We start from the raw sequence: 22,870 nt of genomic DNA on the forward strand, positions 1-22,870 counted from the left end.
GGGTCATCGTCATATCATGGATTCTCATACCCCTTTTACTTTTTCCAATCGCGCTAATCAGCTTACTAGTTCGGCTATCCGAGAAATCCTAAAGGTCACTACTCGACCAGAAATTATTTCTTTTGCGGGTGGTTTGCCCTCAGCCGATGGCTTCCCTGTGGCAGAGTTGCGTCAGGCGTTTGATGTGGTCTTGGAAAAACAAGGGAAAGTGGGCCTACAGTACGGCCCTACCGAAGGCTACGGGCCCTTACGTGAATGGGTAGCCCGTCAAAAAAGCTCGGCCGATGTCACCATCAGTCCCAATGAAGTGCTTATCGTTTCAGGCTCTCAACAAGCCCTCGACATGCTAGGCAAACTTTTTATTGATCCTGGCAGCAAGGTCTTAGTCGAGTCTCCTTCTTATTTGGGTGCATTGCAGTCGTTTTCCATGTACGAGCCCACCTACGTTCCCATTGATACTGACGAGGGCGGCTTAATTCCTGCCGAGGTTTCCTCTGCTAAAGCCGAAGGCGCACGCTTTATTTATGCCTTACCCAACTTCCAAAACCCAACAGGGCGCACACTTAGCAATGAGCGTCGTCAAGATCTGGTCGAGCGTTGTGCCGCCGCCCATATTCCTGTGGTCGAAGACGATCCCTACGGCGAATTACGTTACGAAGGTAGCCCGCAACCCAGCTTATTGCACTTAGGCCGTAAAGCCGGTGCTACGGTTATCCATTTGGGTACTTTTTCTAAAGTATTGGCTCCCGGCCTACGCTTAGGTTATATCGTAGCACCGCCGGCCATTATCGATAAGCTCATCCAAATCAAACAAGCAACAGACTTACACTCATCTACCATTACCCAAATGGCTATTTACGAAGCCATTAAAGACAACTTCCTCGAAAAGCATCTGCCTATGGTGCGCGATCTCTACATGCGTCAGTGTCATTACATGCTTGATGCCATGCAAGAGTATTTCCCAGCCGAGGTCGAGTGGACACGACCCGAGGGCGGTATGTTCTTGTGGGTGACTTTGCCAAAACACATGGACGCCCAAGACCTACTCAGTAAAGCCATCGAGCGCAATGTTGCCTTTGTGCCTGGCGAGCCTTTTTACGCAACAAGCGATGCAAAAGCGAACACTTTCCGTCTTAGCTTTGTGACGGTCACCGAAGACCGCATTCGCGAAGGCATTGCTATCTTAGGCAAGCTCATTCGCGAACAAATGTAATGACGATGCGTTAACTCAACTTCTACAGCCGTGCGTGTCACGGCTGTTTGTCTTTACGTAATCCTTTCTTATGCAACATACCTCATCCACCACACGGCCAGATTTGACTGATATGCGCCCCGACGATTGGGTCGCTCGGTATTTACCTGATTCGTGGGGGCCGTATGCCCGTTTGTGCCGTTTAGATCGTCCTGTGGGTACATGGCTGACCCTGCTGCCCTGTATTGCTGCGCTTATCCAAGCAGCAGGGGGGTGGCCTGATGTCTGGCGCTTGTTGATTTTTTCATTTGGTGCCTTGTTAATGCGAGGCGTCGGCTGCTGCTTTAACGATATTTTTGATCGTGATTTTGATCATCAGGTCGAGCGCACCCGTTTTAGACCCTTGACCAGCGGGCAACTTAGCTTACGTAATGCATTGATCTTCGTCTTTGTGCAGCTCATGATTGGCGCATTGCTATTACTGGCTATAAATGAATTCAGTCGTTGGTTAGCCTTGCTGTTGGTGCCGTTTATCGTGGTGTATCCCTTATGTAAACGCTTTACGCACTGGCCCCAAGCCGTACTAGGCATTGCGTTTAATTGGGGTATGTTAATGGCATGGTCAGACACACAAAACGCCTTGCCTTTGGCTGCTATTGCCATGTGGTTAGGGGCGGTCACGTGGCAGATTGCTTACGATGCCATTTACGGTTATATCGACATGGAAGACGACCTCAAACTCGGGTTAAAGTCTGCCGCCATCCGCTTTGGTGACCAAGGCAAGCAATGGCTAGGGGGCTTTTATGCTGTCACGATGGTGCTCTGGCTTTGGGCGGGATACGCCATGGGCATGAGCTGGGCCTACTTTGTGGTCATGGCGGCCATTGGCATGCATTTAGCATGGCAAATTAAGCAATTCGATCCTCAAAGGCGCGAACTGGGGTTGCCTTTATTCAGAGCCAACATGACAGTAGGGGTTTTATTGGTTGTTGCCGCTTTAGGTGGCACATTACTGTAAAACTTGGCTTTAAAAGTAGGCGCAAACGCATAGACGTGTAAAATAGCGCCAGTTTTACTGTTTTAGCTGTGACATAAGAGTTAGATTTTCCGCTTACACTCTAAGCGTCATAAAAAAAGAAGGTAGATTATGCCAACCACAATGGAAATTCTTGCAACCGTTCTGTTTGCAATAGCTATTGTTCATACTTTTTCAGTGCCTGTGTTTGCCCGTTTAGCAAACAAAGGGGGGGCACATTCGGGTCTGTGGCATTTATTGTCCGAAGTCGAAGCCGTTTTCGGGGTATGGGCATTTGTTCTAGTCGTCTTGGTGGCGGCCTTTATTGGTTTAAATCAAGCCGTTGAATACATGGACACGCGCAATTTCACCGAGCCAGCCTTTGTGTTTGCAATTATGGTGGTAGCCGCTAGCCGTCCGATTTTGGAAATGGTGTCAAGCCTAGTCAAAGTCATTGCGCGCATCATGCCATTGCGCAACGAATACGCCATGTTTTTTGTCACCATGTCCTTTGTGCCTTTGGCCGGCTCGCTCATTACCGAACCCGCCGCCATGACCTTAGCGGCATTATTGCTTCGCGATCAATACTTTAAACGTAGTGGCCGAGCGGGCTTTAAATACCTTACGCTAGGTGTGCTGTTTGTTAATATTTCTATTGGTGGTGTGTTAACTGCCTATGCAGCGCCTCCCGTCTTGATGGTGGCTCAAACCTTTGGTTGGGATACCCCCTTTATGGCGACCCACTTTGGGTGGCGTGCTGCTGTGGCGGTATTTATCAATGCTGGGTTATTAACCCTAATCTGTCGTTGTGCCTTAACCGAAGCCCCAGAGTCAGTGCCCGAGCAAACAGCCAGCGCTCGCCCTAACGTTCCTTTAGTGGTGATGGCGATCCATTTAGTCTTTTTGTTATGTATTGTCTTGGCTTCGCACCATCCCATTATTTTCTTGGGCTTGCTCATGATGTTCATTGGGTACTCAACCGCCTATAGTCAGTATCAAAATCCATTAATGATCCGCGAAGGGCTGATGGTGGGTTTCTTCTTGGCTGGCTTAGTGGTGCTTGGTGGCTTACAAAAATGGTGGCTTCAAGACCTACTCGGTGGCCTGTCTCCCTACGCCTTGTTTGCGGGCTCGACCGCCTTAACAGCGATTACAGATAATGCCGCTCTAACGTACCTGGGTTCATTAGTCGAAGGAACGAGCGATCTATGGCGCTATATGTTGGTGGCTGGTGCCGTCACAGGGGGTGGGTTAACGGTTATTGCGAATGCGCCTAACCCGGCTGGCTTTTCCATCTTAAAAAGCACATTCCCCGATGGGGCCATTTCGCCTTTACGCTTGCTTTTAGCCGCTGCTGTCCCCACATTGATTGCAGCCGTTATGTTCTTATTACCCACCTCTTTTGTTTAAAAGACAGGGTTTGCGCGCCGTAACGCTATACGTAACGGGCGCAAACACGTTAAAATTAAAGAATGTGAGTTTGTTATATTAATTATTGATTTATAGGATTGATTAGGTCGTGCCTATTTATGCTTATAAATGCAGTGACTGTGGTCACGAGCAGGATGTTCTACAAAAGATGTCTGATCCTGTATTAACACAGTGTCCAACGTGTCATCAGCCTACTTACGAAAAACAAATCACTGCTGCCGGTTTTCAGCTTAAAGGCGACGGATGGTATGTGACCGATTTTCGCGATGGCCCCAAATCGTCAGGGGGTGCTGCATCGGGTTCTGCAGACTAATATCCAAGGGCGCTTAGCGCCCTTTTCATCCTATATATTTTTAACGTTTACTGGAGTCATCCTAGATGCGTACCTGCTACACCGGCGATTTAAACACCCAATACTTGGGTCAAACCGTCACATTATTTGGTTGGGTGCACCGCCGACGCGATCATGGTGGTGTGATTTTTATTGACTTAAGAGACCGTGCAGGGCTCGCACAAGTGGTGGTCAATCCGGAAAATGCCGACATGTTTGCAGCCGCTGAGCGCATTCGCAACGAATTCTGTTTGCGTATCACAGGCGAAGTACGCGAGCGTCCCGAAGGCACAGTGAACCCCGATTTGCCCTCAGGTCAGGTCGAAGTCGTTTGTACTGAAATCGAAATTCTTAATCCGTCAGTCACACCCGCGTTCCAGCTTGACGACGATAATTTGTCCGAAACCACACGTCTTACGCACCGTGTCTTAGACTTACGCCGCCCACAAATGCAAAAAAACCTGATGCTGCGTCATCAAGTTACTCGTGCTGTGCGTGGCTACCTCGATGACCTCGGTTTTATCGACGTAGAAACGCCTATGCTCACCAAAAGCACGCCCGAGGGTGCACGCGACTACCTCGTGCCATCCCGGGTGAATGCTGGCGAGTTCTTTGCTTTACCCCAATCCCCCCAGCTTTTTAAACAAATGCTGATGGTGTCTGGGTTTGATCGTTACTACCAAATCACAAAATGCTTTCGCGACGAAGACCTACGTGCTGACCGTCAGCCCGAGTTCACTCAAATCGATTGCGAGGTTTCCTTCCTAAATGAAGTTGAAATCCGTGCCATTTTCGAAGACATGGTTCGGCATGTGTTCAAAAATGTGCTTCAGGTAGAGCTTCCCAATCCATTTCCTACCATGACGTGGCAGGAAGCCATGCACCGTTTTGGCTCTGACAAGCCCGATTTACGCGTAAACCTAGAATTTACTGACGTGGCTGATTTAATGGCCGACGTGGATTTCAAAGTGTTTTCTGCACCGGCTAACGATCCTAATAGCCGCGTGGTTGCATTACGCGTACCTGGCGGTGGCGAGCTAACACGTAGCGAAATTGATGCCTACACGAAATTTGTAGGCATTTATGGCGCTAAAGGCTTAGCCTACATCAAAGTCAACGACCATACCGATATCCCTGGTGGCTTACAGTCGCCCATTGTGAAAAACATTCACGAAGCCGCCCTAAAGCAGCTTATCGAGCGTACTGGTGCTCAAGACGGCGATTTAATTTTCTTTGGCGCCGACAAGAAAAACGTAGTGAATGATGCCATTGGCGCATTACGCATTAAAATTGGTCACAGCGAACTCGGCCGTAAAAATGGCTTGTTCGAAGCCGGTTGGAAGCCCCTTTGGGTGGTTGACTTCCCCATGTTCGAATACGATGCCGAAGACAAACGTTACGTGGCAGCCCACCACCCATTTACCAGCCCCAAAGACGGGCATGAAGACCTACTTGAAACCGAACCACAGCGTGTTTTGGCCAAAGCCTATGATATGGTGTTAAATGGTTGGGAAATGGGGGGCGGTTCTGTACGTATTCACCGCGCCGATGTACAAAGCAAGGTATTTGCTGCGCTAGGTATTGATGCCGACGAGGCACGTGAAAAGTTTGGCTTCCTGCTTGACGCGTTGCAATACGGTGCGCCACCTCATGGTGGTGTTGCGTTTGGTTTAGACCGCATGGTTACCATGATGGCAGGGGCCGATTCCATTCGTGATGTCATTGCATTCCCTAAAACGCAGCGTGCCCAGTGCTTACTCACTCAAGCTCCATCCGCCGTAGATGAAAAACAGCTCAAAGAGTTGCATATTCGTTTACGTCCTACGGAGCCTAAACCTACCGTCTAAGGAGAGCGCGTGTCCATTGTTCGAGTAATCAGTTACAACATTCACAAGGGAAGGTCTGCCACAGGCAATCGCGAATCCCTTGCCGATCTAAAGCTCAGTTTATATAAACTAGCGCCCGATCTCTTGTTTCTCCAAGAGGTGCAGGGGCGTAACGAACTACGAGGAACACTGGACGCGCAGCACGAGTCCTTAGCTGCGGCCCTCAGCATGCAGCCTGTCTATGGCTGCAATGCGATCCGCGAACACACCGATCATGGCAATGCGTTGCTGTCGTGCTATCCCATTCTGAAATACGAAAACCAAGATGTCTCAGACCATCGTCTCGAGCAACGCGGCCTATTGCATGTAGTGGTTGAAATTAACAACCAAGCGGTGCATTGCATTGTGGTGCATTTAGGTCTGTTTGGCTCAGGCAGAACGCGTCAAACCCAAGCCTTATTAGAGCGCATCAAGGAAATGGTACCTAGCGATGCACCCTTGATTATCGCAGGCGACTTTAACGACTGGTCTAATAAATTAGCGCCTTTATTTGTCGAGCAACTGAACCTTTACGAGGTGTTTGCATTCTCGCCCGATGGCGATCAGCGCAAGCGCTTTAAATTAAAAAAACCATTAAATTGGATGCGTCAACAGGGCTTTGACAGTCATCAAACTGCGAGGCCTATTGTTCCAGAGATCAGCGCCACAGGTGGGGCACGTATGGTGCCGCCTCCGCGCACCTTTCCGGCTGTGTTTCCCTGGCTACGCCTTGATCGTATTTATCAACGTGGTTTTGCCGTGCGCAGTGCACGGGTACTTAGCGGCACGCCTTGGACTCAAATTTCAGACCATGCGCCTATCGTAGCCGAGCTAGAGCTGCCTTAACTACATCATCATTTAGCAAATCTAAACTATATAGTGATTTGTTTTGAGCGGTTGTTCGCTATGATGACAGCAACCCTAGGCTGTGTTGGTCTACAGCAAACAGCTATGGATGCTTGCTAGATTGACTATAAGCCTCTAGTTTCAGATAACACACAGTATGGGGACAATAAAAACACTAAAGCTAAGGCCTCTCTATTGTCAGCTTCGCCTGTGTTCTACCAAGGTTTTAATCGTAAAGCCTTGTGTAATAGGGGGGATAGTGCAGTGTACTAGACTGTACAGCCTACAATTTTAATTTATGAACGACAGTGCTAACACCACACTGTCGCTTTTGACGTTTACCACATGGGGGGATATATGATTAAAACCAAAGCAGCGGTTGCCTGGAAAGCGGGCGCGCCCTTAACAATTGAAGATGTCATGCTTGATGCGCCCAAGTTTGGCGAGGTAGTGGTCGAGGTAAAAGCAACCGGTCTCTGCCATACAGACTTGTATACATTGTCAGGGGCTGACCCTGAAGGCTTGTTCCCAGCTATTCTTGGCCACGAGGGGGCTGGGGTGGTGGTCGAGGTCGGACCAGGCGTCACCAACTTAAAGCCCGGCGATCATGTGATTCCTCTTTACACCCCCGAATGTCGTCAGTGTAAATCGTGCTTATCCCAAAAGACCAACTTGTGTACAGCCATTCGCGCTACCCAAGGTAAAGGGGTGATGCCTGACGGCACCTCACGCTTTAGTATTGATGGCCAACCTATTCACCATTACATGGGAACGTCTACCTTTGCTAACCACATCGTAGTGCCAGAAATTGCCCTAGCAAAAATTCGCGACGATGCTCCGTTCGACAAGGTCTGTTATATCGGCTGTGGGGTTACCACGGGTTTAGGTGCTGTTTTGTTCACCGCCAACGTAGAGGCAGGGGCAAACGTCGTCGTGTTTGGGTTAGGTGGGATTGGTCTAAACGTCATTCAGGGCGCCAAAATGGTTGGTGCAGACAAGATTATTGGTGTTGACCTTAACCCAGATCGCGAGGAAATGGCTCGCAAGTTTGGTATGACTCACTTTGTAAACCCCAACGAGGTGGAAAATGTGGTGGATCACATTATTCAGCTAACAGATGGTGGTGCCGATTACTCTTTCGAGTGTGTAGGTAATACCGATGTGATGCGTCAAGCCCTTGAGTGTTGTCACCGTGGTTGGGGTCAGTCCATTATTATTGGTGTGGCCGAAGCCGGCAAAGAAATCTCCACTCGTCCTTTCCAATTAGTCACAGGACGCGTTTGGAAAGGCTCTGCTTTTGGGGGCGCACGCGGCCGTACTGATGTACCGAAAATTGTAGATTGGTACATGGATGGCAAAATTAATATTGACGATTTAATCACGCACCACCTTCGCTTAGATCAAATCAACGAAGGCTTTGAAATGATGAAGCGCGGCGAGTCCATTCGTTCTGTGGTGATGTTCTAAGGAGGTTTTAATGACTGTGAGTTTAGAGTTAGTCAGCGAGCACCGTTGTCATGGTGGCTGGCAGCGCTATTACCAGCATCAATCTGAAACCATTGGGTTACCGATGAAGTTTTCGGTGTTTTTACCCGAACACACCGAAGCCACTTCGGCCAAGTCCGAGTCAGGGCAGCCAATGGGGGCCATTAAACGCCCCGTATTAATTTATTTGGCTGGCTTGACCTGCACCGAAGACACCTTTACAACCAAAGCGTGTGCGCAGCAATATGCTGCCGAGCATGGCCTGATTTTGGTTGCTCCCGATACCAGTCCTCGTGGTGCAGGCGCACCGGGCGAAGACGACAACTGGGATTTCGGTACCGGCGCAGGCTTTTATGTGGATGCGACCACGCCAGATTTCGCCCAGCATTATCGTATGGAGTCCTATGTCACAGACGAGCTATTTCGTATCGTCACGACGGAGCTTCCCGGTGATGCCGAACGGGTAGGTATTTTTGGTCACTCAATGGGTGGGCATGGGGCATTAGTTTTAGCTCTACGCCATCAGGATAAGTTCAAGTCAGTGTCTGCATTTGCACCGATTGCGGCGCCTACACAATGCCCTTGGGGTGAAAAAGCCTTCACAGGGTATTTGGGCACAGATCGAGAGCTCTGGAAAGAACACGATGCCAGCGACTTAATGCAAGCTCAGACTACAGTGCCATACCCACAAGGCATTTTAGTCGATCAAGGCTTAGCGGATCAGTTCCTCGAACGCGAATTGCATCCGCATTTGTTCGAGGCAGCTTGTGCTCAGGTAGGGCAGCCATTAACACTGCGCCGTCACGAGGGCTATGACCACGGGTACTTTTTCATTATGACCTTTATTAAAGATCATATTGAGCACCACGCCCAGCAGTTAATGGCCTAGTTACCTAGGTTTACCCATAAAGCCGAACCACTGGTTCGGCTTTTTTGTTCATAAAAAGCCACATGCATGCAAAATAACAAAAGATGTAAAAAAACATAAAATTTGGCTTAAAAGGGAACTTTATGCGCGTTTTTTGCTCAAATACAGTGTAAATTGGTTTTAGTAATGAGTATTAGCACTCACCACAATACAATGCTAAAATCGTAATGTTAGACAATTATTATTTGGTGTGTTATTTGAAATCAACTCATCATTTTATAGGAAACGATATGACCCAAGGTACAACCACATTGGCTCTACCGAATCAACAACTGGCAGCAGCGGTATCTAACCCCGGCGCGTTGGGTACCATCGAAGCCTATATTACGGCAGTAAATCAACAGCCCATGCTCAGCGCAGAGCTAGAACAAGACTTAGGCCGTCGTCTCCAAAAAGACGGCGACCTCGACGCGGCTCGCCAGCTGATCATGTCGCACTTACGTTTGGTGGTGTCAATTGCGCGTCAATACCTTGGATACGGCCTTCCCCATGCAGACCTCATCCAAGAGGGCAATATTGGCCTCATGAAAGCAGTTAAGCGTTTTGACCCAGATCGTGGTGTACGATTGGTGTCTTTTGCAGTGCACTGGATCAAAGCCGAAATTCACGAGTACGTCATTCGCAATTGGCGTTTAGTTAAAGTAGCAACCACTAAAGCCCAACGTAAACTGTTTTTTAACTTGCGTCGTATGTCGCCCGAAGACGGGCAAACGCTAGACCCTGAACAAGTCGATAGCATCGCACGCGAGCTAAACGTTCGACCCCAAGACGTAGCCGAAATGGAGCTACGCATGTCGGGTGCGGAAATGGCTCTCGAGGCCCCTTACGGCAATGACGATGACGATGCCGTTTTTGCCCCTATTTCTTACTTATCCGATGAAGGCGAACTCGAGCCTTCCAATGTCTTAGCACAACGCGCTCAAGTCCAATTACAAGGCCCAGGCCTAGAAACCGCCTTGGCTCGTCTAGACGATCGTTCTAAACATATTATTGAATCCCGCTGGCTTCAAGACGACCGCGGTCCTACCTTGCACGAGCTGGCTGCCGAATACGGGGTCTCAGCCGAGCGTATCCGACAAATTGAAACCGCTGCCCTGAAAAAGTTACGTGGTTTTCTCGAGGCCCAGGTTGCCTAATAAATGGCTTTACAAAGCGTTTCATTTCTTTTTTGGAACTCTTTTTATTTCCACTAGACTAATTACTACCGACTACTAGTTAAACCCCTTGTAGCTGTAAGCCTAGTAGTTGGTAGCCTGTCTTGGCTTCTCCTTACCCAAGAGTCAGGCGTTGAATGTGCCCCAACATTCAAAGATTTGCCCTCCCTCCCCGGGAGGGTTTTTTTTAGTGTATGTATTAGGCTTGGGCGCCTAATTGTTGCATGGCCTGAGCCACCAGATCATTTACCTCTGATAAAAGATGAGATTGGCGTGCGGGACTCAGTAAGGTTTCGCGGCTGTAAACTAAATACGGGTAGCCCGTCACCATCAAACCATGACGCAGTGGCGTTAATTCTTGGGCGTCACGCTGTTCTAACTGCAGTAAGGGTTCAGGGACATAGCCCCATCCTAGCCCATCGCGAATTGCATCCCTAACTAACTCAAAACTACTCAGGGCGATGCGCTCACTACCCACATGCTCCATATGAAAGCGTTCTTGATTAGAGCTATCCATATAGGTTATTTGCGCTAATGAACGTAAATCCCTGTCTGTTACGTGTTGCAAAAGGCTTAAGGGGTGATTATGCGCAATCATCATGCGCATGGTAATTCTGCCTACAATCCGTCTATATAGTCCTTCAGCCGGGTCGTAGAGGTTTTCTGTTAGGCCATAGGCAATGTCAAGCTGCTGTTGTCGTACCAGGTCGGGTAATTCATCGGAGGAGGCAAAACGCATGCTTAGACTTAAATGGGGATAGCGCTGGCGTAATTGCAGAATAATTTGCCGCCAAAAGGTTTCTGAAAGGGCATCGTCTCGACCAATGCGTAATTCTTGGCGCTGCGAGTGATCCCCAATTAAACAGCGTTGTTTTATTCCCAAATGCAGGCTAAGTAGACGGTGGCAATCCTCAAGAATACTTTCCCCTAGAGCGGATAATTCCAAACTGTTTCCAGTGCGATCAAACAACGCGACCCCAAGCTCGTCCTCTAGGGCGGCGATGGCCATGCTCACTGTGCTGCGCTGGCGCCCTAGGCTAGCAGCGGCTTTAACAATCGACCCCAACCGTGCTGTTTCTACAAAATATTCTATATGCTCAATACGCATAGCCTACCTTTAGTGACAATTTATTTGATGCTCAGAGATTTTATCAAATAATAAAAATCTTTTAGCATAGATATATGTTCATTTTATGGAGCGTTCTGTAGTCGGACGTTTTTTATGCATTGGGTCTTTTTGACGCTAGCTATTGTAGGTGAGGTCTTAGGCACCTCGTTAATGAAAGTTTTTAGTAGTGAAGGGCATGTCCTAATGGGTACCCTTATCGCTATGTCTACAGTAGGTATTTCTTACTTACTACTCAGTCAAGCCACACGACGGATCTCCGTTACCTTTGCTAATGCCGCCTGGGAAGGTCTAGGCATGGTACTTATCACTGGCGTTTCTTTTCTTTGGCTCCAAGAGCAAATTTCCCCCTTACAGTTAGTTGGCATTGTGCTGTCATTGATAGGCATTATGGTGGTGCACCATGGCTATCACCAAGCAGATGAGGCAGTACAGGAGGCGGTGTGAGTCTCTACGTTGCCTACTTGCTCGGCTCCGTCGTGCTCGATATTTTGGCTAATATGGCGTTAAGCGTCTCAGATGGCTTTAAGAAAAAGCGTTGGGGTGTGCTGGCTGTGGTGTTAATTATGGCCGCCTTTGCGTTTCTGGCGCTCGCTGTTCAGGGTATGCCTTTAATTGTGGCGTACACCGTGTGGGGGGTGTTGTCGATTGCTGGCACGGCGGTTGCGACCTGGTTTTTTTTAGGTCAACCTATGAATCGCACCATTGTATTGGGGCTGGCGATTTTGATTCTAGCTGTGGTGTTGATGCAGGCTTAACTCACTATAACCACAGGTACTCATGGTTTTAAGGTCTTTCTGTGCGTTAAGGGCTGGCCTGTATTAAAATACAGCTTGTTTTCATTAATGCGTATTGGTTAAGGGCCGCCCATGTCAACGTCTCAGCAAACCGCTTCGTGGTCTGAGCTATTTTCTGGTAAAAATGGTATTCGTGCCGTCGCTTTATGTGGCGGTGTGGTGGTGCATGCTATTAATGTGTATATCGTTACCACCATTATGCCTTCAGTCGTCCAAGACTTAGGTGGGCTTGAGTACTATGCATGGAATACCACGCTTTTCATAGCCGCCTCGATTTTAGGCTCAGCCTTGTCTTCAAGTGCTATTGCGCGCTTGGGCTTACGTAGTTCATACCTCAGCGCCATTTTAATTTTTATTCTTGGTTCGATGGGCGCAGCCATGACTCCCTCTATGACCTTACTGCTGGTTGCACGTACTATACAAGGTCTAGGTGGTGGGTTGTTATTAGGGCTTAGCTTTGCTTCCGTGCGTATGGTGTTCGCGCCGCGATTCTGGCCGCGCACCATGGCACTTATTTCCAGTATGTGGGGGGTAGCTACGTTGGCTGGCCCCGCAGTAGGGGGCATTTTTGCAGAAAGTGGGGCGTGGCGCTTGGCTTTTTGGTCTACGGTTCCGGTAGCGGTGGGCGTGGCTTTACTGGTTAACTCACAACTCAAAACAAAGCAAGAGCAGCGTGAGTCGCGCCTTGTACAGACACCTATTTTAAAAATTGTATTACTTACCTTATCGGTGTTGGTGCTGTCCTTTGGCAGTTTAACGACCTCTTGGCCCTTGATGATGCTGTGCTTGGTGGTAGTCGTTAGCATTATATACGGCATCGCGCGCGATGATTTAAACGGCAATAACCCATTATTTCCTTCGGGCACCTACTCCTTAAAACAGCCGCTAGGTAGTTTATACGCGGGCATTGGCTTAATGAGTATCGGGGTCACTAGCGAAGTCTTTATTCCGTATTTTTTACAGCATATTCACGGTATTCGTCCCTTTGCGGCGGGCTACATGACAGCACTGATGTCAGCGGGGTGGACGACCGGCTCTATTTTAATGTCAGGCCGTAGTCGTCAGTTTGCGAACAAGTTGTTGATTATTTCGCCGCTGCTTTCCGCCTTATGTTTGGCTATCTTAGGGGTGCTAATGCCTTGGCAGGCGCTCAGCCTACATCACCATATGACATGGGTGATGTTCATTCCTTTATTTGGTGTGGGGCTAGGGGTGGGGATGATTTGGCCGCATCTATCGACCCGAGTTTTCTTATCTACCCAACCGGGGCAGGAAAACATGGCCTCAGCGGCCATCACCACATTGCAAATGTATGCCATGTCTATTGGTGCTGCTTTAGCTGGCATGATCACGACATCGGCAGGGTTTAATACCGGCACGCTAGCGGGTGCTCAGCGCTCGGCATCGTGGTTACTGTTGTGTTTTGCTTTAATGCCAATTATTTTTGTATGCGTGTCTAAAGCGGCCCGTCAGGCTGGACAGCCCACCGAGCCGCCTGCCGATGCCTAAAGCGCTTTAGGTAAACGAAACAGTTCAGGGTCAGGGCCCAAACGGCCTTGTTCCTGATCTAATGCGGCAATAGCAGCCATGTCGTGCGCATCCAAGCGAAAATTCAATACATCAAAATTACTACGGATGCGTTCAGGACTAACGCTTTTACTAATCACCATATTGCCCAGCTCTAGTTGCCAGCGCAGCATAATCTGGCCGACATTTCGTTGGTGCTTTTGGGCAATTTCCGTTAAAGTCGGGTTATCCCAGAGCGTACCTAATCCCATTGGGCTCCAGGCTTGTGTTTGAATTTGGTGACTCGCATTATATTCACGCATGGCGTGCTGTTGAAAACCAGGGTGTAACTCAATTTGGTTAACCACCGGTTTTTCACCCGTTTCTTTGATCAATGTATCTAAGTGATTAGCGTTGAAATTACACACACCAATGTGTTTAATTAACCCTTCATCACGCAGCTGCCTAAGTGTTTCCCATGTTTCTACGAACAGATTGTTTTTTGGCACGGGCCAGTGGATCAAATACATATCGACGTAGTCCAAATTCAGGCGCTCTAGGCTATTAAAAAAAGCAACGCGAGTCGCTTCAGAGCCATGGCTGTCGTTCCAGACTTTGGTGGTGACAAAATAGTCTTGTCTAGTCAGTCCACTCGTAGCTAGGCCAGCGCCCACGCCTTGTTCATTTTCATAAATCGCAGCGGTGTCAATTAAACGGTAGCCCGTTTCCAGCGCCGCTTGTACGGCATCCGCCGTTTGCTCGTTAGGAATTTGCCAAACACCAAAACCTAACTGAGGCGCAGAGTGACCGTTATAAAAGTGAACTAAAGGGCTAAGTTGCATAAAAAAGCTCCAGTTTGTTTTTTGTTTTCGTTTATTAAAGAGGGTTGGAATGAGTGTACATAGTGAAGTCAAACGCCGTAGCGTACCCGAACTTATGGCGTATAAGGGCAATAAAAAAATTGTTTGTTTAACCGCGTATATTGCCCCTATTGCGCGCTTGATTGATCCGGCTTTGGATTTGATTTTAGTCGGTGACTCGACCGCTATGGTCGGCTATGGCATGCCTGATACCTTAAGCATTACTCTACAACAAATGGCCGATCACGGTGCAGCAGTCGTGAATGCGACTCAGCAAGCCTGTGTCGTCATTGATATGCCCTTTGGCAGCTATCAGGTGTCACCACAGCAGGCATTTGAAAATGCAGCCTTTTTACTATCGCGCAGTAGAGCATCAGCAGTGAAAATAGAAGGGGGCATTGCTCTCGCTGATACGACGCGTTTCTTGGTTGAGCGCGGTGTACCGGTGCTAGCACACGTGGGGTTAATGCCTCAGTATGTGAACACGATGGGCGGGTTTAAAGCCCAAGGCATGAACGACGAGGCCGCGCAACGTATTTTAGACGATGCCAAAGCCCATCAGGCTGCAGGGGCTTTTGCTGTAGTACTTGAAGGGGTGGCCGAATCACTCGGACGCCGTATTACCGAAGAGTTAGAAATACCCACCATTGGCATTGGCGCATCGCCAGCGTGTGATGGTCAGGTGTTAGTAACCGAAGACATACTAGGGCTTAGTGGCGGGCGTATCCCACGTTTTGCAAAGCCCTACGCAGACGTAGGCGCTGTTATCCAAGAAGCCGCCCAGCGCTATGCCGACGAGGTGCGTGGGGGTCAGTTTCCTGGCCTAGAACATTGTTTTGGGGTAAAGCGCAACGCTTAAGATGACCCTGCCAGAACCGATTTCTGTACGGTTAAACGTATTTTTTGACATCCTCCCCGCCCTGAACGGCGGGGTTTTCCGCGCGATTTGATAAATCAACTGCACGGAAAAAGCAAAAAACTGCCTCAAGACTTTGTAAATCAAAGGGTTGAGGCAGTTTTTTTATTTTTTCTTGGGCGAAATGCATAGGGTAACTCCCCCGTTCGTTTCCGTAGTTAAGGTGTAATATTAAAACAACTTATAGTAAGACGGCGAAACTCGTCGCTACCCAAGGAGAACATAATGCGTAAATATTTTACCCAATACATGCGTGCTAAAGGCACAACCTTAACCCTAGGCGCTGCGCTATGTTCCATGATGTTGGCGCCTTTACCTGTCGCTGCCCAACAAAAATTTGTCAGTATTGGTACAGGGGGGGTAACCGGCGTTTACTATGCCGCCGGGGGCGCAATTTGTCGTCTAGTTAACAAAGACCGCGCCGACCATGGCGTGCGCTGCTCGGTCGAGTCCACGGGTGGCTCTGTTTTCAACGTCAACACCATCAAAGCTGGCGAGCTTGATCTGGGTGTAGTGCAATCCGATGTCGGTTACAACGCCTATAATGGCGAGGGTCAGTTTACGGACTCAGGAGCATACAAAAAATTACGTTCGGTGTTCTCTATCCATCCCGAGCCCTTTACAGTGGTGGCGGGTAAAGACAGTGGGGTAAAACAATTTACTGACCTAAAAGGCAAACGATTTAACGTGGGCAACCCCGGTTCGGGCACCCGCGCCTCTATGGAGCAGCTGTTAGCTGCTATGGGCACAGACAATAGTTTTTTCTCCTTGGCTTCCGAGCTACGCCCTGACGAGCACGGTCAGGCTCTGTGCGATGGCAAAATTGACGGGTTCTTTTATGGGGTAGGTCACCCATCGGCTAACATCCAAGACCCCACCACCACATGTGGCGCCAAAATTGTGCCATTAACAGGTGAAGCCGTGGATGGTCTTGTCGAAAAGTATCCCTATTACGCCAAAGTTGAAATTCCCGGTGGTTTGTACCCCGGCAATCCAGACAATGTTCCTACCTATGGGGTACTAGCTACTTTTGTTACATCCGAAGACGTTGACGATGCCGTGGTCTACGAGGTAGTTAAAGCTGTCTTTAATAACTTTGAAGACTTCAAACGTTTACACCCTGCGTTGAGTCACTTGGTCAAAGAAGACATGGTAAAAAATGGTTTGTCTGCGCCGTTACATCCTGGCGCCGAAAAATTCTACAAAGAGCAAGGTCTACTCTAATGCCATTTAGTGCGCGCTTTGGCATAGCCTTCTGCTAAAGCTTCAGCGCCAACCTCAAGTCGCTAGCGGGCTGCCCTAAAAAGGCAGCCCGTATTACCTAGCCGTGCGTCTAACTGTTTAAAGGATGTACTATGAGCACCACGCCTATCGAACACGAACTGCAACAGCTGGTCGAGGAAGTTGACCGCGGCGGCCGCACAACAACAGGTGTATTTGGCGCCATTGTTTTTGCTGTGGCGTTATGTTGGGCATTTTTTCAGTTGTGGTATGCATCTCCGCTTCCTTTTACTTTTCATTTCGCTATTTTTAACGATACCGAAGCCAGAGCACTGCATCTAGGTATCGCCATGTTTTTGGCTTACGTGGCTTTTCCTGCTAGTAAAAAATCCAATCGTGAACGCATTCCGATCTATGATTGGATTTTGGCTTTACTAGCAGGGTTTTGTGGTGCTTATTTATTCTTATTTTATAAAGATCTGGCCTTGCGCCCAGGTATTCCCACCACCACGGATGTAGTCACTGCCAGTATTGGGTTGATGTTGTTGCTCGAGGCCACTCGCCGCGCTTTGGGGGCACCTATGACGGCACTGGGTGCTGTGGTTATTTTATATGTGTTTTTGGGGCCGTGGTTACCCGACGCCTTGGCGCACCGCGGTGCATCGATAGAACGCTTGGCGTCGCATATGTGGCTAACCACCGAAGGGGTATTTGGCGTTGCACTGGGTGTCTCGGTGTCTTATATCTTTATTTTTGTCATGTTGGGCTCTCTGCTAGACCGTTGTGGGGCGGGTAACTACATGATGCAAGTCTCTTTTTCACTGTTGGGGCATTTACGTGGCGGGCCAGCAAAGGTGGCGGTCATGTCGTCAGCGGTTAACGGAATGGTGTCGGCTTCGTCAACCGCAAACGTAGTGACCACAGGTATTTTCACTATCCCCCTCATGAAACGTGCTGGCTATGGCGGGGTGCGAGCCGGCGCGATCGAAACAGCGGCATCGGCCGATGGTCAGATTATGCCTCCTGTCATGGGGGCTGCTGCTTTTTTGATGATTGAATACGTAGGCATTCCGTACACGGAAATTATTAAACATGCTTTGCTACCGGCTATGTTGTCGTACATCTCTCTGTTTTATATTGTGCACTTAGAGGCCTTAAAACTAGGGATACAGCCCATGCTAGGGGTAGCCAAAGAGCGCACCTTATTGCAAAAGATAAGTCGTATAGGTATGGGCGTTTCGGGTACAGCGATAGTTATTGCTTTGGTCTACTGGGTAGGGGTGGGAGCACAGCAGTTGGTACCACAGTATGCATTCGGTATTTTGGTTAGTTTGTTGGTGGTGCTGTATGTGGGTTTGGTAGGTATGGCTTCACGCTACGATGACTTACCTGAAACTGTCAGTGTGACGGATCCAGTGCGTCCCGAGGTATGGGCTACCGTGCGCACCGGTTTGTTTTTCTTGATCCCCATCGGGATTTTAGTATGGAGTCTTACCATCGAGCGCCTTTCGCCTGGCCTATCGGCATTTTGGGCGGTGGTCGCTATGATTGTGCTCATGTTCACACGCAAACCGCTACAGGCTTTTTTCCGTAAACAATCTATACGTGCCCCCTTAGTCGAAGGCTTCAAAGACACTTTTGGTGGTTTACAAGCAGGGGCCCGAAACATGATTGGTATTGCCCTAGCATGTGGTACTGCAGGGTTAATTGTGGGTGCTATTACCCTAACGGGGTTAGGGCTACGCATGACAGCTTTTGTCGAGCTGGTCTCCATGGGTAATGTGCTCATTATGCTGGGCTTTACGGCAGTAGTATGTTTGGTCTTAGGTTTAGGTATGCCGACCACCGCTAACTATATATTGATGGCGACTTTAATGGCGCCTGTAGTGGTCGAGCTAGGTGCGCAAAATGGGCTGGTTATTCCACTTATTGCCGTACATATGTTTGTGTTCTATTACGGCCTAATGGCCGATATTACGCCACCGGTGGGGTTGGCAACGTTTGCTGCAGCAGCCATTGCAGGCGAAGACCCCTTACGCATTGGCATACAGGGCTTTAAATACGCCATTCGTACCGCGGTGCTGCCCTTTATGTTTGTATTTAACCCATTACTCTTGTTGATAGGCATTGACGGCCCCTTCGAGTTAATTGTGGTGGTGGCGGGTGCTATTGTGGGTTCATTGGCTTTTGCTGCTGCCACTATGGGGTGGATGCGTGTACGCTCAACCGCTTTAGAAATTATTGTGTGTTTACTCGTCACCTTTATGATGTTTCGCCCCGATTGGTTTATGGATTATATTGCACCCAAATACACGGCAGTACCCGCTTCGCAGATCTATGAGGTAGCGGCAAATCTTAAACCAGGCGACCCCATAGTAGTTAAAATCGAGGGGATGAATATCGAGGGCGATGAGCTAAGTAAAACAGTAGCCGTACCGCTTGGGGCACTGCCTGGGGATGCTGCGGATTTACGTGGCCCTGAGGCCGGACGTAAACGCCTCTCTGATATGGGAGTGGGTATAATGACGTTGGGCGATAGGGTGCAAATTTCAAATGTTGGCTTTGGTAGCCAAGCACGTCGCTCAGGATGGGAACAAGGGTGGGATGTGGTCTCGGTACAAAAACCCAATCCTGATCGTCCTTCTGAGTATTTACTCTTTCTTCCGGCTTTATTCTTGATAGGCTTTGTTTGGTGGCGTCAGGGCATTCGTTTACGCACTGAACCCCAACCTATTTTACAGCCGGGACAGTCGGTGTAGTTAAATTGGGGCTGTATGAAAAACGCGGTAAAGCAAAACACAGAGGGGCTATTAGCCCCTCTGCCTATTAAAAACGGGGTAGCTCCAAGTCGCGTCTGGCTACCACTTGGTCAGTGGGCTACTATAGGCGCTTTTTTATTCGAGCGCTTTGCGCATGTCGCTGCTGCCGATTTGCGTCAACGCTTAGCACAAGGTGATATTGTCACAAGCTCGGGGCAGCCCGTCTGTGAGCACCATCCTTATCAAGCCAACCAGTGGTTATGGTATTACCGAGCCGTTCCCAACGAGGTCCTTGTTCCCTTTGAGATGCCTATTTTGTATGCCGACAAGCACCTTATTGCTGTGGATAAGCCGCATTTTTTAGCCTCTACGCCTGGTGGACAGTACCTAACACAGACAGCACTAGTCCGAGTCCGCCAGCACTTCAACGAGGCGCAGATTACGCCTTTGCATCGTCTAGATCGAGAAACAGCTGGGGTTTTATTATTTTGTCGTACGCCGAGTTTACGTGGGGCTTACCAACGTTTATTCCAAGAGCAAAAAATTTATAAGCAATACGAGGCAATTGCTGCTACCCATCCGACTTGGCAGTTTCCCCTGTGTTATCAAAGTCGGTTGATTGCTCCTAAAGGGCAGTTTTTAATGCAAGAGGCTAAAGGCCCCCCTAATAGTCAAACCCAAATTGCTGTAGCCCAGTCTTGGCACGACGAGCAAATAGGGCCGTTATCACACTATATTTTGCATCCTATGACGGGGCGCAAGCACCAACTACGTATGCATTTGCTAGGCATGGGTATCCCTATCTTGAATGATAGTTATTACCCTCCTGGCCAAGCTTTTTTGGCACCTGATGATTTCTCGCGGCCATTGCAATTGTTAGCGCGTTCTATTGCGTTTATTGATCCGGTTAGCCAGCAACAGCGTCAGTTTTGTAGTCAACAATGCTTAAGCTATTTACCCAAAACATGATGGCCCATTTTTCGTCATTCTTTTTCTTTAGGAGCTTGCTATGTCTAGCTTAAAACGCATTGCTATTGTGACTACAGGGGGCACGATTGCAGCGAGTGCATCTACCCAAACTACCTTAGGGGACTATCAGGTAGATCAGTCAGCCCAACAGTTGATTCGGGCCGTGCCCGAGCTAGAGCAGTTGGCGCATATCGAGGTACATGAGGTGTGTCATATCGATAGCCGTAATATGACTTTTGTGCTTCAGCACCAGCTCATCACTCAAGTGCAGCACGTAATAGCGCGTGATGACATAGATGGAGTGGTAATTACTCATGGTACCGATACCTTAGAGGAAACCGCGCTGCTATTGCAGTGGTGTTTAAAAAGCACCAAACCGGTGGTGATGACGGGGGCGATGCGCCCAGCATCGGCCCTAAGCGCCGACGGCGCATTAAACTTATTTAATGCAGTGCTTGTGGCTAGCCACCCCGAAGCCCATGGTGTTGGGGTCTTGGTGTTGTTAAATGACACCCTGCATAGTGCTCGCTTTGTCCAAAAAACCCATACTTCGGTGCCTGATGCATTTAGTTCGCCTGCAATGGGCCCCGTGGGCTTGGTCAGTCAAGGCAATGTATATATTAATGCCCTGCCATGTCGGCCATTTGGGGTTCAGAGCACGTTGCATCTACCGGCACAGCCTCAGTTACCTCAAGTCGATATTGTGATGGATTACGTGGGTGCCCAGCCTAGTCTGTACAAAGCCTGTGCACAAGGGGGAAGCCGGGCCGTGGTAATTGCTACCTTGGGGAATGGCAGCTTAAGTCCTGCCGCACGCGAGGGCGCGTTGTACTGTTATGAACACCATGTAGTATGTGTACGAGCTAGTCGTATTTTGAATGGTGCGGTTAGCCCTTCTGAGCAAGATGCACAGTTTCATACCTTGCCGGCGCACCAGTTGCACGCGGTAGCAGCGCGAACGCTTGTTGCATTGGCTTTGGCGCAGCAGGCTAGCCGAGATGAGCTAGCGTATTACTTGCGCTATTATTAAAACGCTATGATTGAGCAGGGTGTTAACCGCGTTTGTGCATAAGCTGGCGTTCAACCACATGCACAATAGCTAACAAACTGAAATTAATAGCCAAGTACAACAAACCTGCAATCACAAAGGTTTCAACAATGGCATAGTTTTGACTCATAATACGGCGAGCATAGCCGGTGAGCTCAAGCACCGCAATGGTCGAGGCCAAGCTCGTGCCTTTGATACAAATTACGATTTCATTGCTGTAGGCTGGCAAGGCTTGTCGAATTGCAAGAGGTAAACGAACGCGTTTAAAGCATTGCCAAGCGCTCATGCCAATGGCTTGGGCTGCCTCGATTTGGCCTTTAGGTACGGACTGAAAGCCACCGCGGAATACTTCGCCTACATAGGCCCCACTATTTAGGGCAATAGCCAAAATAGCAGTGCGGGTGCCATCACTAAATAGCCACCAGAGCCATGGAACGTGTTTAACCCAGCCAATCATGCCCACCCCGTAATACAGCAAAAAAAGCTGCACCAATAAAGGTGTGCCTCGAAAAATGGTACTGTAAACAAAGGCAAAGTTGGAAAAAAGACGATTAGGCGAAAGACGCATTAAGGCTAAGGTGACACCCACCAGTAAAGAGAGTCCAATGCCCCATAGACCGATATAAAGCGTCAGCCCAAAGCCTTTCCAAAGGACGCTAACCGTGTGACTGAATTCGTCCCAGCTCATCATACGACGGCCCTCATGCCTTTACCTGAATGGCGCTCAGCCACAACAAAGAGAGCTTGGCTACCTATACCAATCATAAAAAACAAAAAGCCAGCAATTAAATACATGGCAAGGGGTTCGCGCATAGCGGCAGCACCCAGTTGCGCGGCACGCATAATTTCAACTAAGCCGACTAATGAAATCAATGCGGTGTCCTTAAGTGCGGTTTGCCAGACGTTATTACACCCTGGCAAGGCATACCACACCATTTGCGGCAAGGTAATACGACGTAAACGCATGAAGGGAGACATACCAATGGCCTTGGCCGCCTCGATTTGGCCTTCGGGAATCGTTTGCAAAGCGCCGCGAAATACCTCTACGCTATACGAGCCTGCAATTAAGCCGATGGCTAAGATGCCAATGGCAGCCGGAAACCACTTGTTGATCAGGTCTTCGGCTTGAAGCCATGCACCCAAATCTGCCATCGAGTGCACTGAGCCAAAAAAAAGCAAATAAATAATAAGCAGTTCGGGGATACTACGCGTAATCGTCGTATAAAGGCTGACAAGCCCGCTAAGCCACCGCGGGCCGTACAGCTTGATGCTGGCACCGGCAACGCCGATGATGACACCTAACGCCATCCCAAAGACCGAAATAAATAAGGTCATGGAAAGGCCACGCAAAAACATCCATCCCCAGCCTTCGTTGAAGATGCGTAATAAGGTTTCCAGCATCGTAATGGGCTATTTAGTGA

Annotated in this window: 21 protein-coding genes and 1 pseudogene; 17 read left to right on the forward strand and 5 right to left on the reverse strand. The window is 49.0% G+C overall.

Annotated features, from left to right (window positions below; translation table 11 throughout):
* The first annotated feature begins 16 nt into the window (after positions 1 to 16).
* The 9 genes and pseudogenes from GGR41_RS08510 to rpoH all read left to right on the forward strand — a co-directional run bounded on the left by GGR41_RS08510 (position 17) and on the right by rpoH (position 10,229).
* Positions 17 to 1,213: an aminotransferase-like domain-containing protein gene (locus GGR41_RS08510; RefSeq protein ID WP_077734032.1), complete on the forward strand. Its 1,197-nt coding sequence runs from the start codon at positions 17 to 19 to the stop codon at positions 1,211 to 1,213.
* A gap of 70 nt (positions 1,214 to 1,283) precedes the next feature.
* Positions 1,284 to 2,210, forward strand: coding sequence for a 4-hydroxybenzoate octaprenyltransferase (gene ubiA, locus GGR41_RS08515; protein WP_167661463.1), 927 nt, complete (start codon positions 1,284 to 1,286; stop codon positions 2,208 to 2,210).
* Between the two features lie 129 nt (positions 2,211 to 2,339).
* A complete protein-coding gene (locus GGR41_RS08520) occupies positions 2,340 to 3,617 on the forward strand; it encodes a putative Na+/H+ antiporter (RefSeq protein WP_167661464.1) in 1,278 nt (425 codons plus the stop codon).
* 109 nt (positions 3,618 to 3,726) lie between these two features.
* Positions 3,727 to 3,945 (forward strand): annotated as a pseudogene (locus GGR41_RS08525) (FmdB family zinc ribbon protein); the annotation flags it as partial.
* A 71-nt stretch (positions 3,946 to 4,016) separates the two neighbouring features.
* Positions 4,017 to 5,816, forward strand: a complete 1,800-nt coding sequence (aspS, locus tag GGR41_RS08530; RefSeq protein ID WP_167661465.1) for an aspartate--tRNA ligase — start codon at positions 4,017 to 4,019, stop codon at positions 5,814 to 5,816.
* A 9-nt stretch (positions 5,817 to 5,825) separates the two neighbouring features.
* Positions 5,826 to 6,680, forward strand: a complete 855-nt coding sequence (locus GGR41_RS08535) for an endonuclease/exonuclease/phosphatase family protein (RefSeq protein WP_167661466.1) — start codon at positions 5,826 to 5,828, stop codon at positions 6,678 to 6,680.
* A gap of 360 nt (positions 6,681 to 7,040) precedes the next feature.
* On the forward strand, positions 7,041 to 8,147 hold the full coding sequence (locus tag GGR41_RS08540; protein ID WP_077734997.1) for an S-(hydroxymethyl)glutathione dehydrogenase/class III alcohol dehydrogenase: 1,107 nt from the start codon (positions 7,041 to 7,043) through the stop codon (positions 8,145 to 8,147).
* Between the two features lie 10 nt (positions 8,148 to 8,157).
* On the forward strand, positions 8,158 to 9,054 hold the full coding sequence (gene fghA, locus GGR41_RS08545) for an S-formylglutathione hydrolase (RefSeq protein WP_167661467.1): 897 nt from the start codon (positions 8,158 to 8,160) through the stop codon (positions 9,052 to 9,054).
* 269 nt (positions 9,055 to 9,323) lie between these two features.
* On the forward strand, positions 9,324 to 10,229 hold the full coding sequence (gene rpoH / locus GGR41_RS08550; protein WP_077734021.1) for an RNA polymerase sigma factor RpoH: 906 nt from the start codon (positions 9,324 to 9,326) through the stop codon (positions 10,227 to 10,229).
* A 217-nt stretch (positions 10,230 to 10,446) separates the two neighbouring features.
* Here the strand turns inward: rpoH and GGR41_RS08555 are convergent, their stop codons facing one another.
* Complete coding sequence (locus GGR41_RS08555; RefSeq protein ID WP_077734020.1) at positions 10,447 to 11,355, reverse strand: LysR family transcriptional regulator; 909 nt, start codon at positions 11,353 to 11,355, stop codon at positions 10,447 to 10,449.
* 114 nt (positions 11,356 to 11,469) lie between these two features.
* On the opposite strand from GGR41_RS08555, the gene GGR41_RS08560 reads away from it, so the two are divergent.
* From GGR41_RS08560 to GGR41_RS08570, 3 genes are all read left to right on the forward strand, one after another.
* The gene (locus tag GGR41_RS08560) at positions 11,470 to 11,820 is read left to right on the forward strand and encodes a DMT family transporter (RefSeq protein ID WP_167661468.1); all 351 of its coding nucleotides are present in this window, start codon (positions 11,470 to 11,472) and stop codon (positions 11,818 to 11,820) included.
* Positions 11,817 to 12,131, forward strand: a complete 315-nt coding sequence (locus GGR41_RS08565) for an SMR family transporter (RefSeq protein ID WP_167661469.1) — start codon at positions 11,817 to 11,819, stop codon at positions 12,129 to 12,131. The genes GGR41_RS08560 and GGR41_RS08565 overlap by 4 nt, the downstream gene beginning before the upstream one ends.
* 111 nt (positions 12,132 to 12,242) lie before the next feature.
* Positions 12,243 to 13,679: an MFS transporter gene (locus GGR41_RS08570; protein ID WP_167661470.1), complete on the forward strand. Its 1,437-nt coding sequence runs from the start codon at positions 12,243 to 12,245 to the stop codon at positions 13,677 to 13,679.
* Here GGR41_RS08570 and GGR41_RS08575 read toward each other — a convergent pair.
* Complete coding sequence (locus GGR41_RS08575) at positions 13,676 to 14,518, reverse strand: aldo/keto reductase (protein ID WP_167661471.1); 843 nt, start codon at positions 14,516 to 14,518, stop codon at positions 13,676 to 13,678. The genes GGR41_RS08570 and GGR41_RS08575 overlap by 4 nt on opposite strands.
* 49 nt (positions 14,519 to 14,567) lie before the next feature.
* Between GGR41_RS08575 and panB the strand changes: the two genes are divergently transcribed.
* The gene (gene panB / locus GGR41_RS08580) at positions 14,568 to 15,395 is read left to right on the forward strand and encodes a 3-methyl-2-oxobutanoate hydroxymethyltransferase (RefSeq protein ID WP_167661472.1); all 828 of its coding nucleotides are present in this window, start codon (positions 14,568 to 14,570) and stop codon (positions 15,393 to 15,395) included.
* A gap of 31 nt (positions 15,396 to 15,426) precedes the next feature.
* On the opposite strand, the gene GGR41_RS08585 is transcribed toward panB, so the two are convergent.
* Complete coding sequence (locus tag GGR41_RS08585; protein ID WP_167661473.1) at positions 15,427 to 15,582, reverse strand: hypothetical protein; 156 nt, start codon at positions 15,580 to 15,582, stop codon at positions 15,427 to 15,429.
* Between the two features lie 119 nt (positions 15,583 to 15,701).
* On the opposite strand from GGR41_RS08585, the gene GGR41_RS08590 reads away from it, so the two are divergent.
* The 4 genes from GGR41_RS08590 (at position 15,702) to GGR41_RS08605 (ending at position 21,431) form a co-directional block, all read left to right on the forward strand.
* Complete coding sequence (locus GGR41_RS08590; protein WP_167661696.1) at positions 15,702 to 16,676, forward strand: TAXI family TRAP transporter solute-binding subunit; 975 nt, start codon at positions 15,702 to 15,704, stop codon at positions 16,674 to 16,676.
* 131 nt (positions 16,677 to 16,807) lie between these two features.
* Positions 16,808 to 19,432 carry a TRAP transporter permease gene (locus GGR41_RS08595; RefSeq protein WP_167661474.1) on the forward strand — a complete coding sequence of 875 codons (2,625 nt, stop codon included), beginning with the start codon at positions 16,808 to 16,810 and terminating at the stop codon, positions 19,430 to 19,432.
* Positions 19,433 to 19,447: 15 nt separating this feature from the next.
* Complete coding sequence (locus GGR41_RS08600) at positions 19,448 to 20,401, forward strand: pseudouridine synthase (RefSeq protein ID WP_167661475.1); 954 nt, start codon at positions 19,448 to 19,450, stop codon at positions 20,399 to 20,401.
* Positions 20,402 to 20,441: 40 nt separating this feature from the next.
* Positions 20,442 to 21,431: an asparaginase gene (locus GGR41_RS08605; RefSeq protein ID WP_167661476.1), complete on the forward strand. Its 990-nt coding sequence runs from the start codon at positions 20,442 to 20,444 to the stop codon at positions 21,429 to 21,431.
* Positions 21,432 to 21,453: 22 nt separating this feature from the next.
* Here the strand turns inward: GGR41_RS08605 and GGR41_RS08610 are convergent, their stop codons facing one another.
* Positions 21,454 to 22,140 (reverse strand): ABC transporter permease, encoded by a 687-nt coding sequence (locus tag GGR41_RS08610; protein ID WP_167661477.1) that lies wholly within the window; start codon positions 22,138 to 22,140, stop codon positions 21,454 to 21,456.
* Entirely contained in the window at positions 22,137 to 22,850 is a 714-nt protein-coding gene (locus tag GGR41_RS08615; RefSeq protein ID WP_167661478.1) for an ABC transporter permease, read from the reverse strand. The genes GGR41_RS08610 and GGR41_RS08615 overlap by 4 nt, the downstream gene beginning before the upstream one ends.
* Positions 22,851 to 22,870: the final 20 nt, after the last annotated feature.

It is taken from the genome of Paenalcaligenes hominis (assembly GCF_011927625.1).
GTDB lineage: Bacteria > Pseudomonadota > Gammaproteobacteria > Burkholderiales > Burkholderiaceae_B > Paenalcaligenes > Paenalcaligenes hominis.

Excerpts from the sequence above, each read along its gene's own strand:
- GGR41_RS08585 (WP_167661473.1), bottom strand. The coding sequence starts at position 15,582 with ATGCATTTCGCCCAAGAAAAAATAAAAAAACTGCCTCAACCCTTTGAT.
- aspS (WP_167661465.1), top strand. The coding sequence starts at position 4,017 with ATGCGTACCTGCTACACCGGCGATTTAAACACCCAATACTTGGGTCAA.
- GGR41_RS08610 (WP_167661477.1), bottom strand. The coding sequence starts at position 22,140 with ATGATGAGCTGGGACGAATTCAGTCACACGGTTAGCGTCCTTTGGAAA.
- GGR41_RS08595 (WP_167661474.1), top strand. The coding sequence starts at position 16,808 with ATGAGCACCACGCCTATCGAACACGAACTGCAACAGCTGGTCGAGGAA.
- ubiA (WP_167661463.1), top strand. The coding sequence starts at position 1,284 with ATGCAACATACCTCATCCACCACACGGCCAGATTTGACTGATATGCGC.
- rpoH (WP_077734021.1), top strand. The coding sequence starts at position 9,324 with ATGACCCAAGGTACAACCACATTGGCTCTACCGAATCAACAACTGGCA.
- GGR41_RS08615 (WP_167661478.1), bottom strand. The coding sequence starts at position 22,850 with ATGCTGGAAACCTTATTACGCATCTTCAACGAAGGCTGGGGATGGATG.
- GGR41_RS08555 (WP_077734020.1), bottom strand. The coding sequence starts at position 11,355 with ATGCGTATTGAGCATATAGAATATTTTGTAGAAACAGCACGGTTGGGG.
- GGR41_RS08570 (WP_167661470.1), top strand. The coding sequence starts at position 12,243 with ATGTCAACGTCTCAGCAAACCGCTTCGTGGTCTGAGCTATTTTCTGGT.
- fghA (WP_167661467.1), top strand. The coding sequence starts at position 8,158 with ATGACTGTGAGTTTAGAGTTAGTCAGCGAGCACCGTTGTCATGGTGGC.
- GGR41_RS08605 (WP_167661476.1), top strand. The coding sequence starts at position 20,442 with ATGTCTAGCTTAAAACGCATTGCTATTGTGACTACAGGGGGCACGATT.
- GGR41_RS08600 (WP_167661475.1), top strand. The coding sequence starts at position 19,448 with ATGAAAAACGCGGTAAAGCAAAACACAGAGGGGCTATTAGCCCCTCTG.
- GGR41_RS08560 (WP_167661468.1), top strand. The coding sequence starts at position 11,470 with ATGCATTGGGTCTTTTTGACGCTAGCTATTGTAGGTGAGGTCTTAGGC.
- GGR41_RS08575 (WP_167661471.1), bottom strand. The coding sequence starts at position 14,518 with ATGCAACTTAGCCCTTTAGTTCACTTTTATAACGGTCACTCTGCGCCT.
- GGR41_RS08590 (WP_167661696.1), top strand. The coding sequence starts at position 15,702 with ATGCGTGCTAAAGGCACAACCTTAACCCTAGGCGCTGCGCTATGTTCC.
- GGR41_RS08520 (WP_167661464.1), top strand. The coding sequence starts at position 2,340 with ATGCCAACCACAATGGAAATTCTTGCAACCGTTCTGTTTGCAATAGCT.
- GGR41_RS08510 (WP_077734032.1), top strand. The coding sequence starts at position 17 with ATGGATTCTCATACCCCTTTTACTTTTTCCAATCGCGCTAATCAGCTT.
- panB (WP_167661472.1), top strand. The coding sequence starts at position 14,568 with ATGAGTGTACATAGTGAAGTCAAACGCCGTAGCGTACCCGAACTTATG.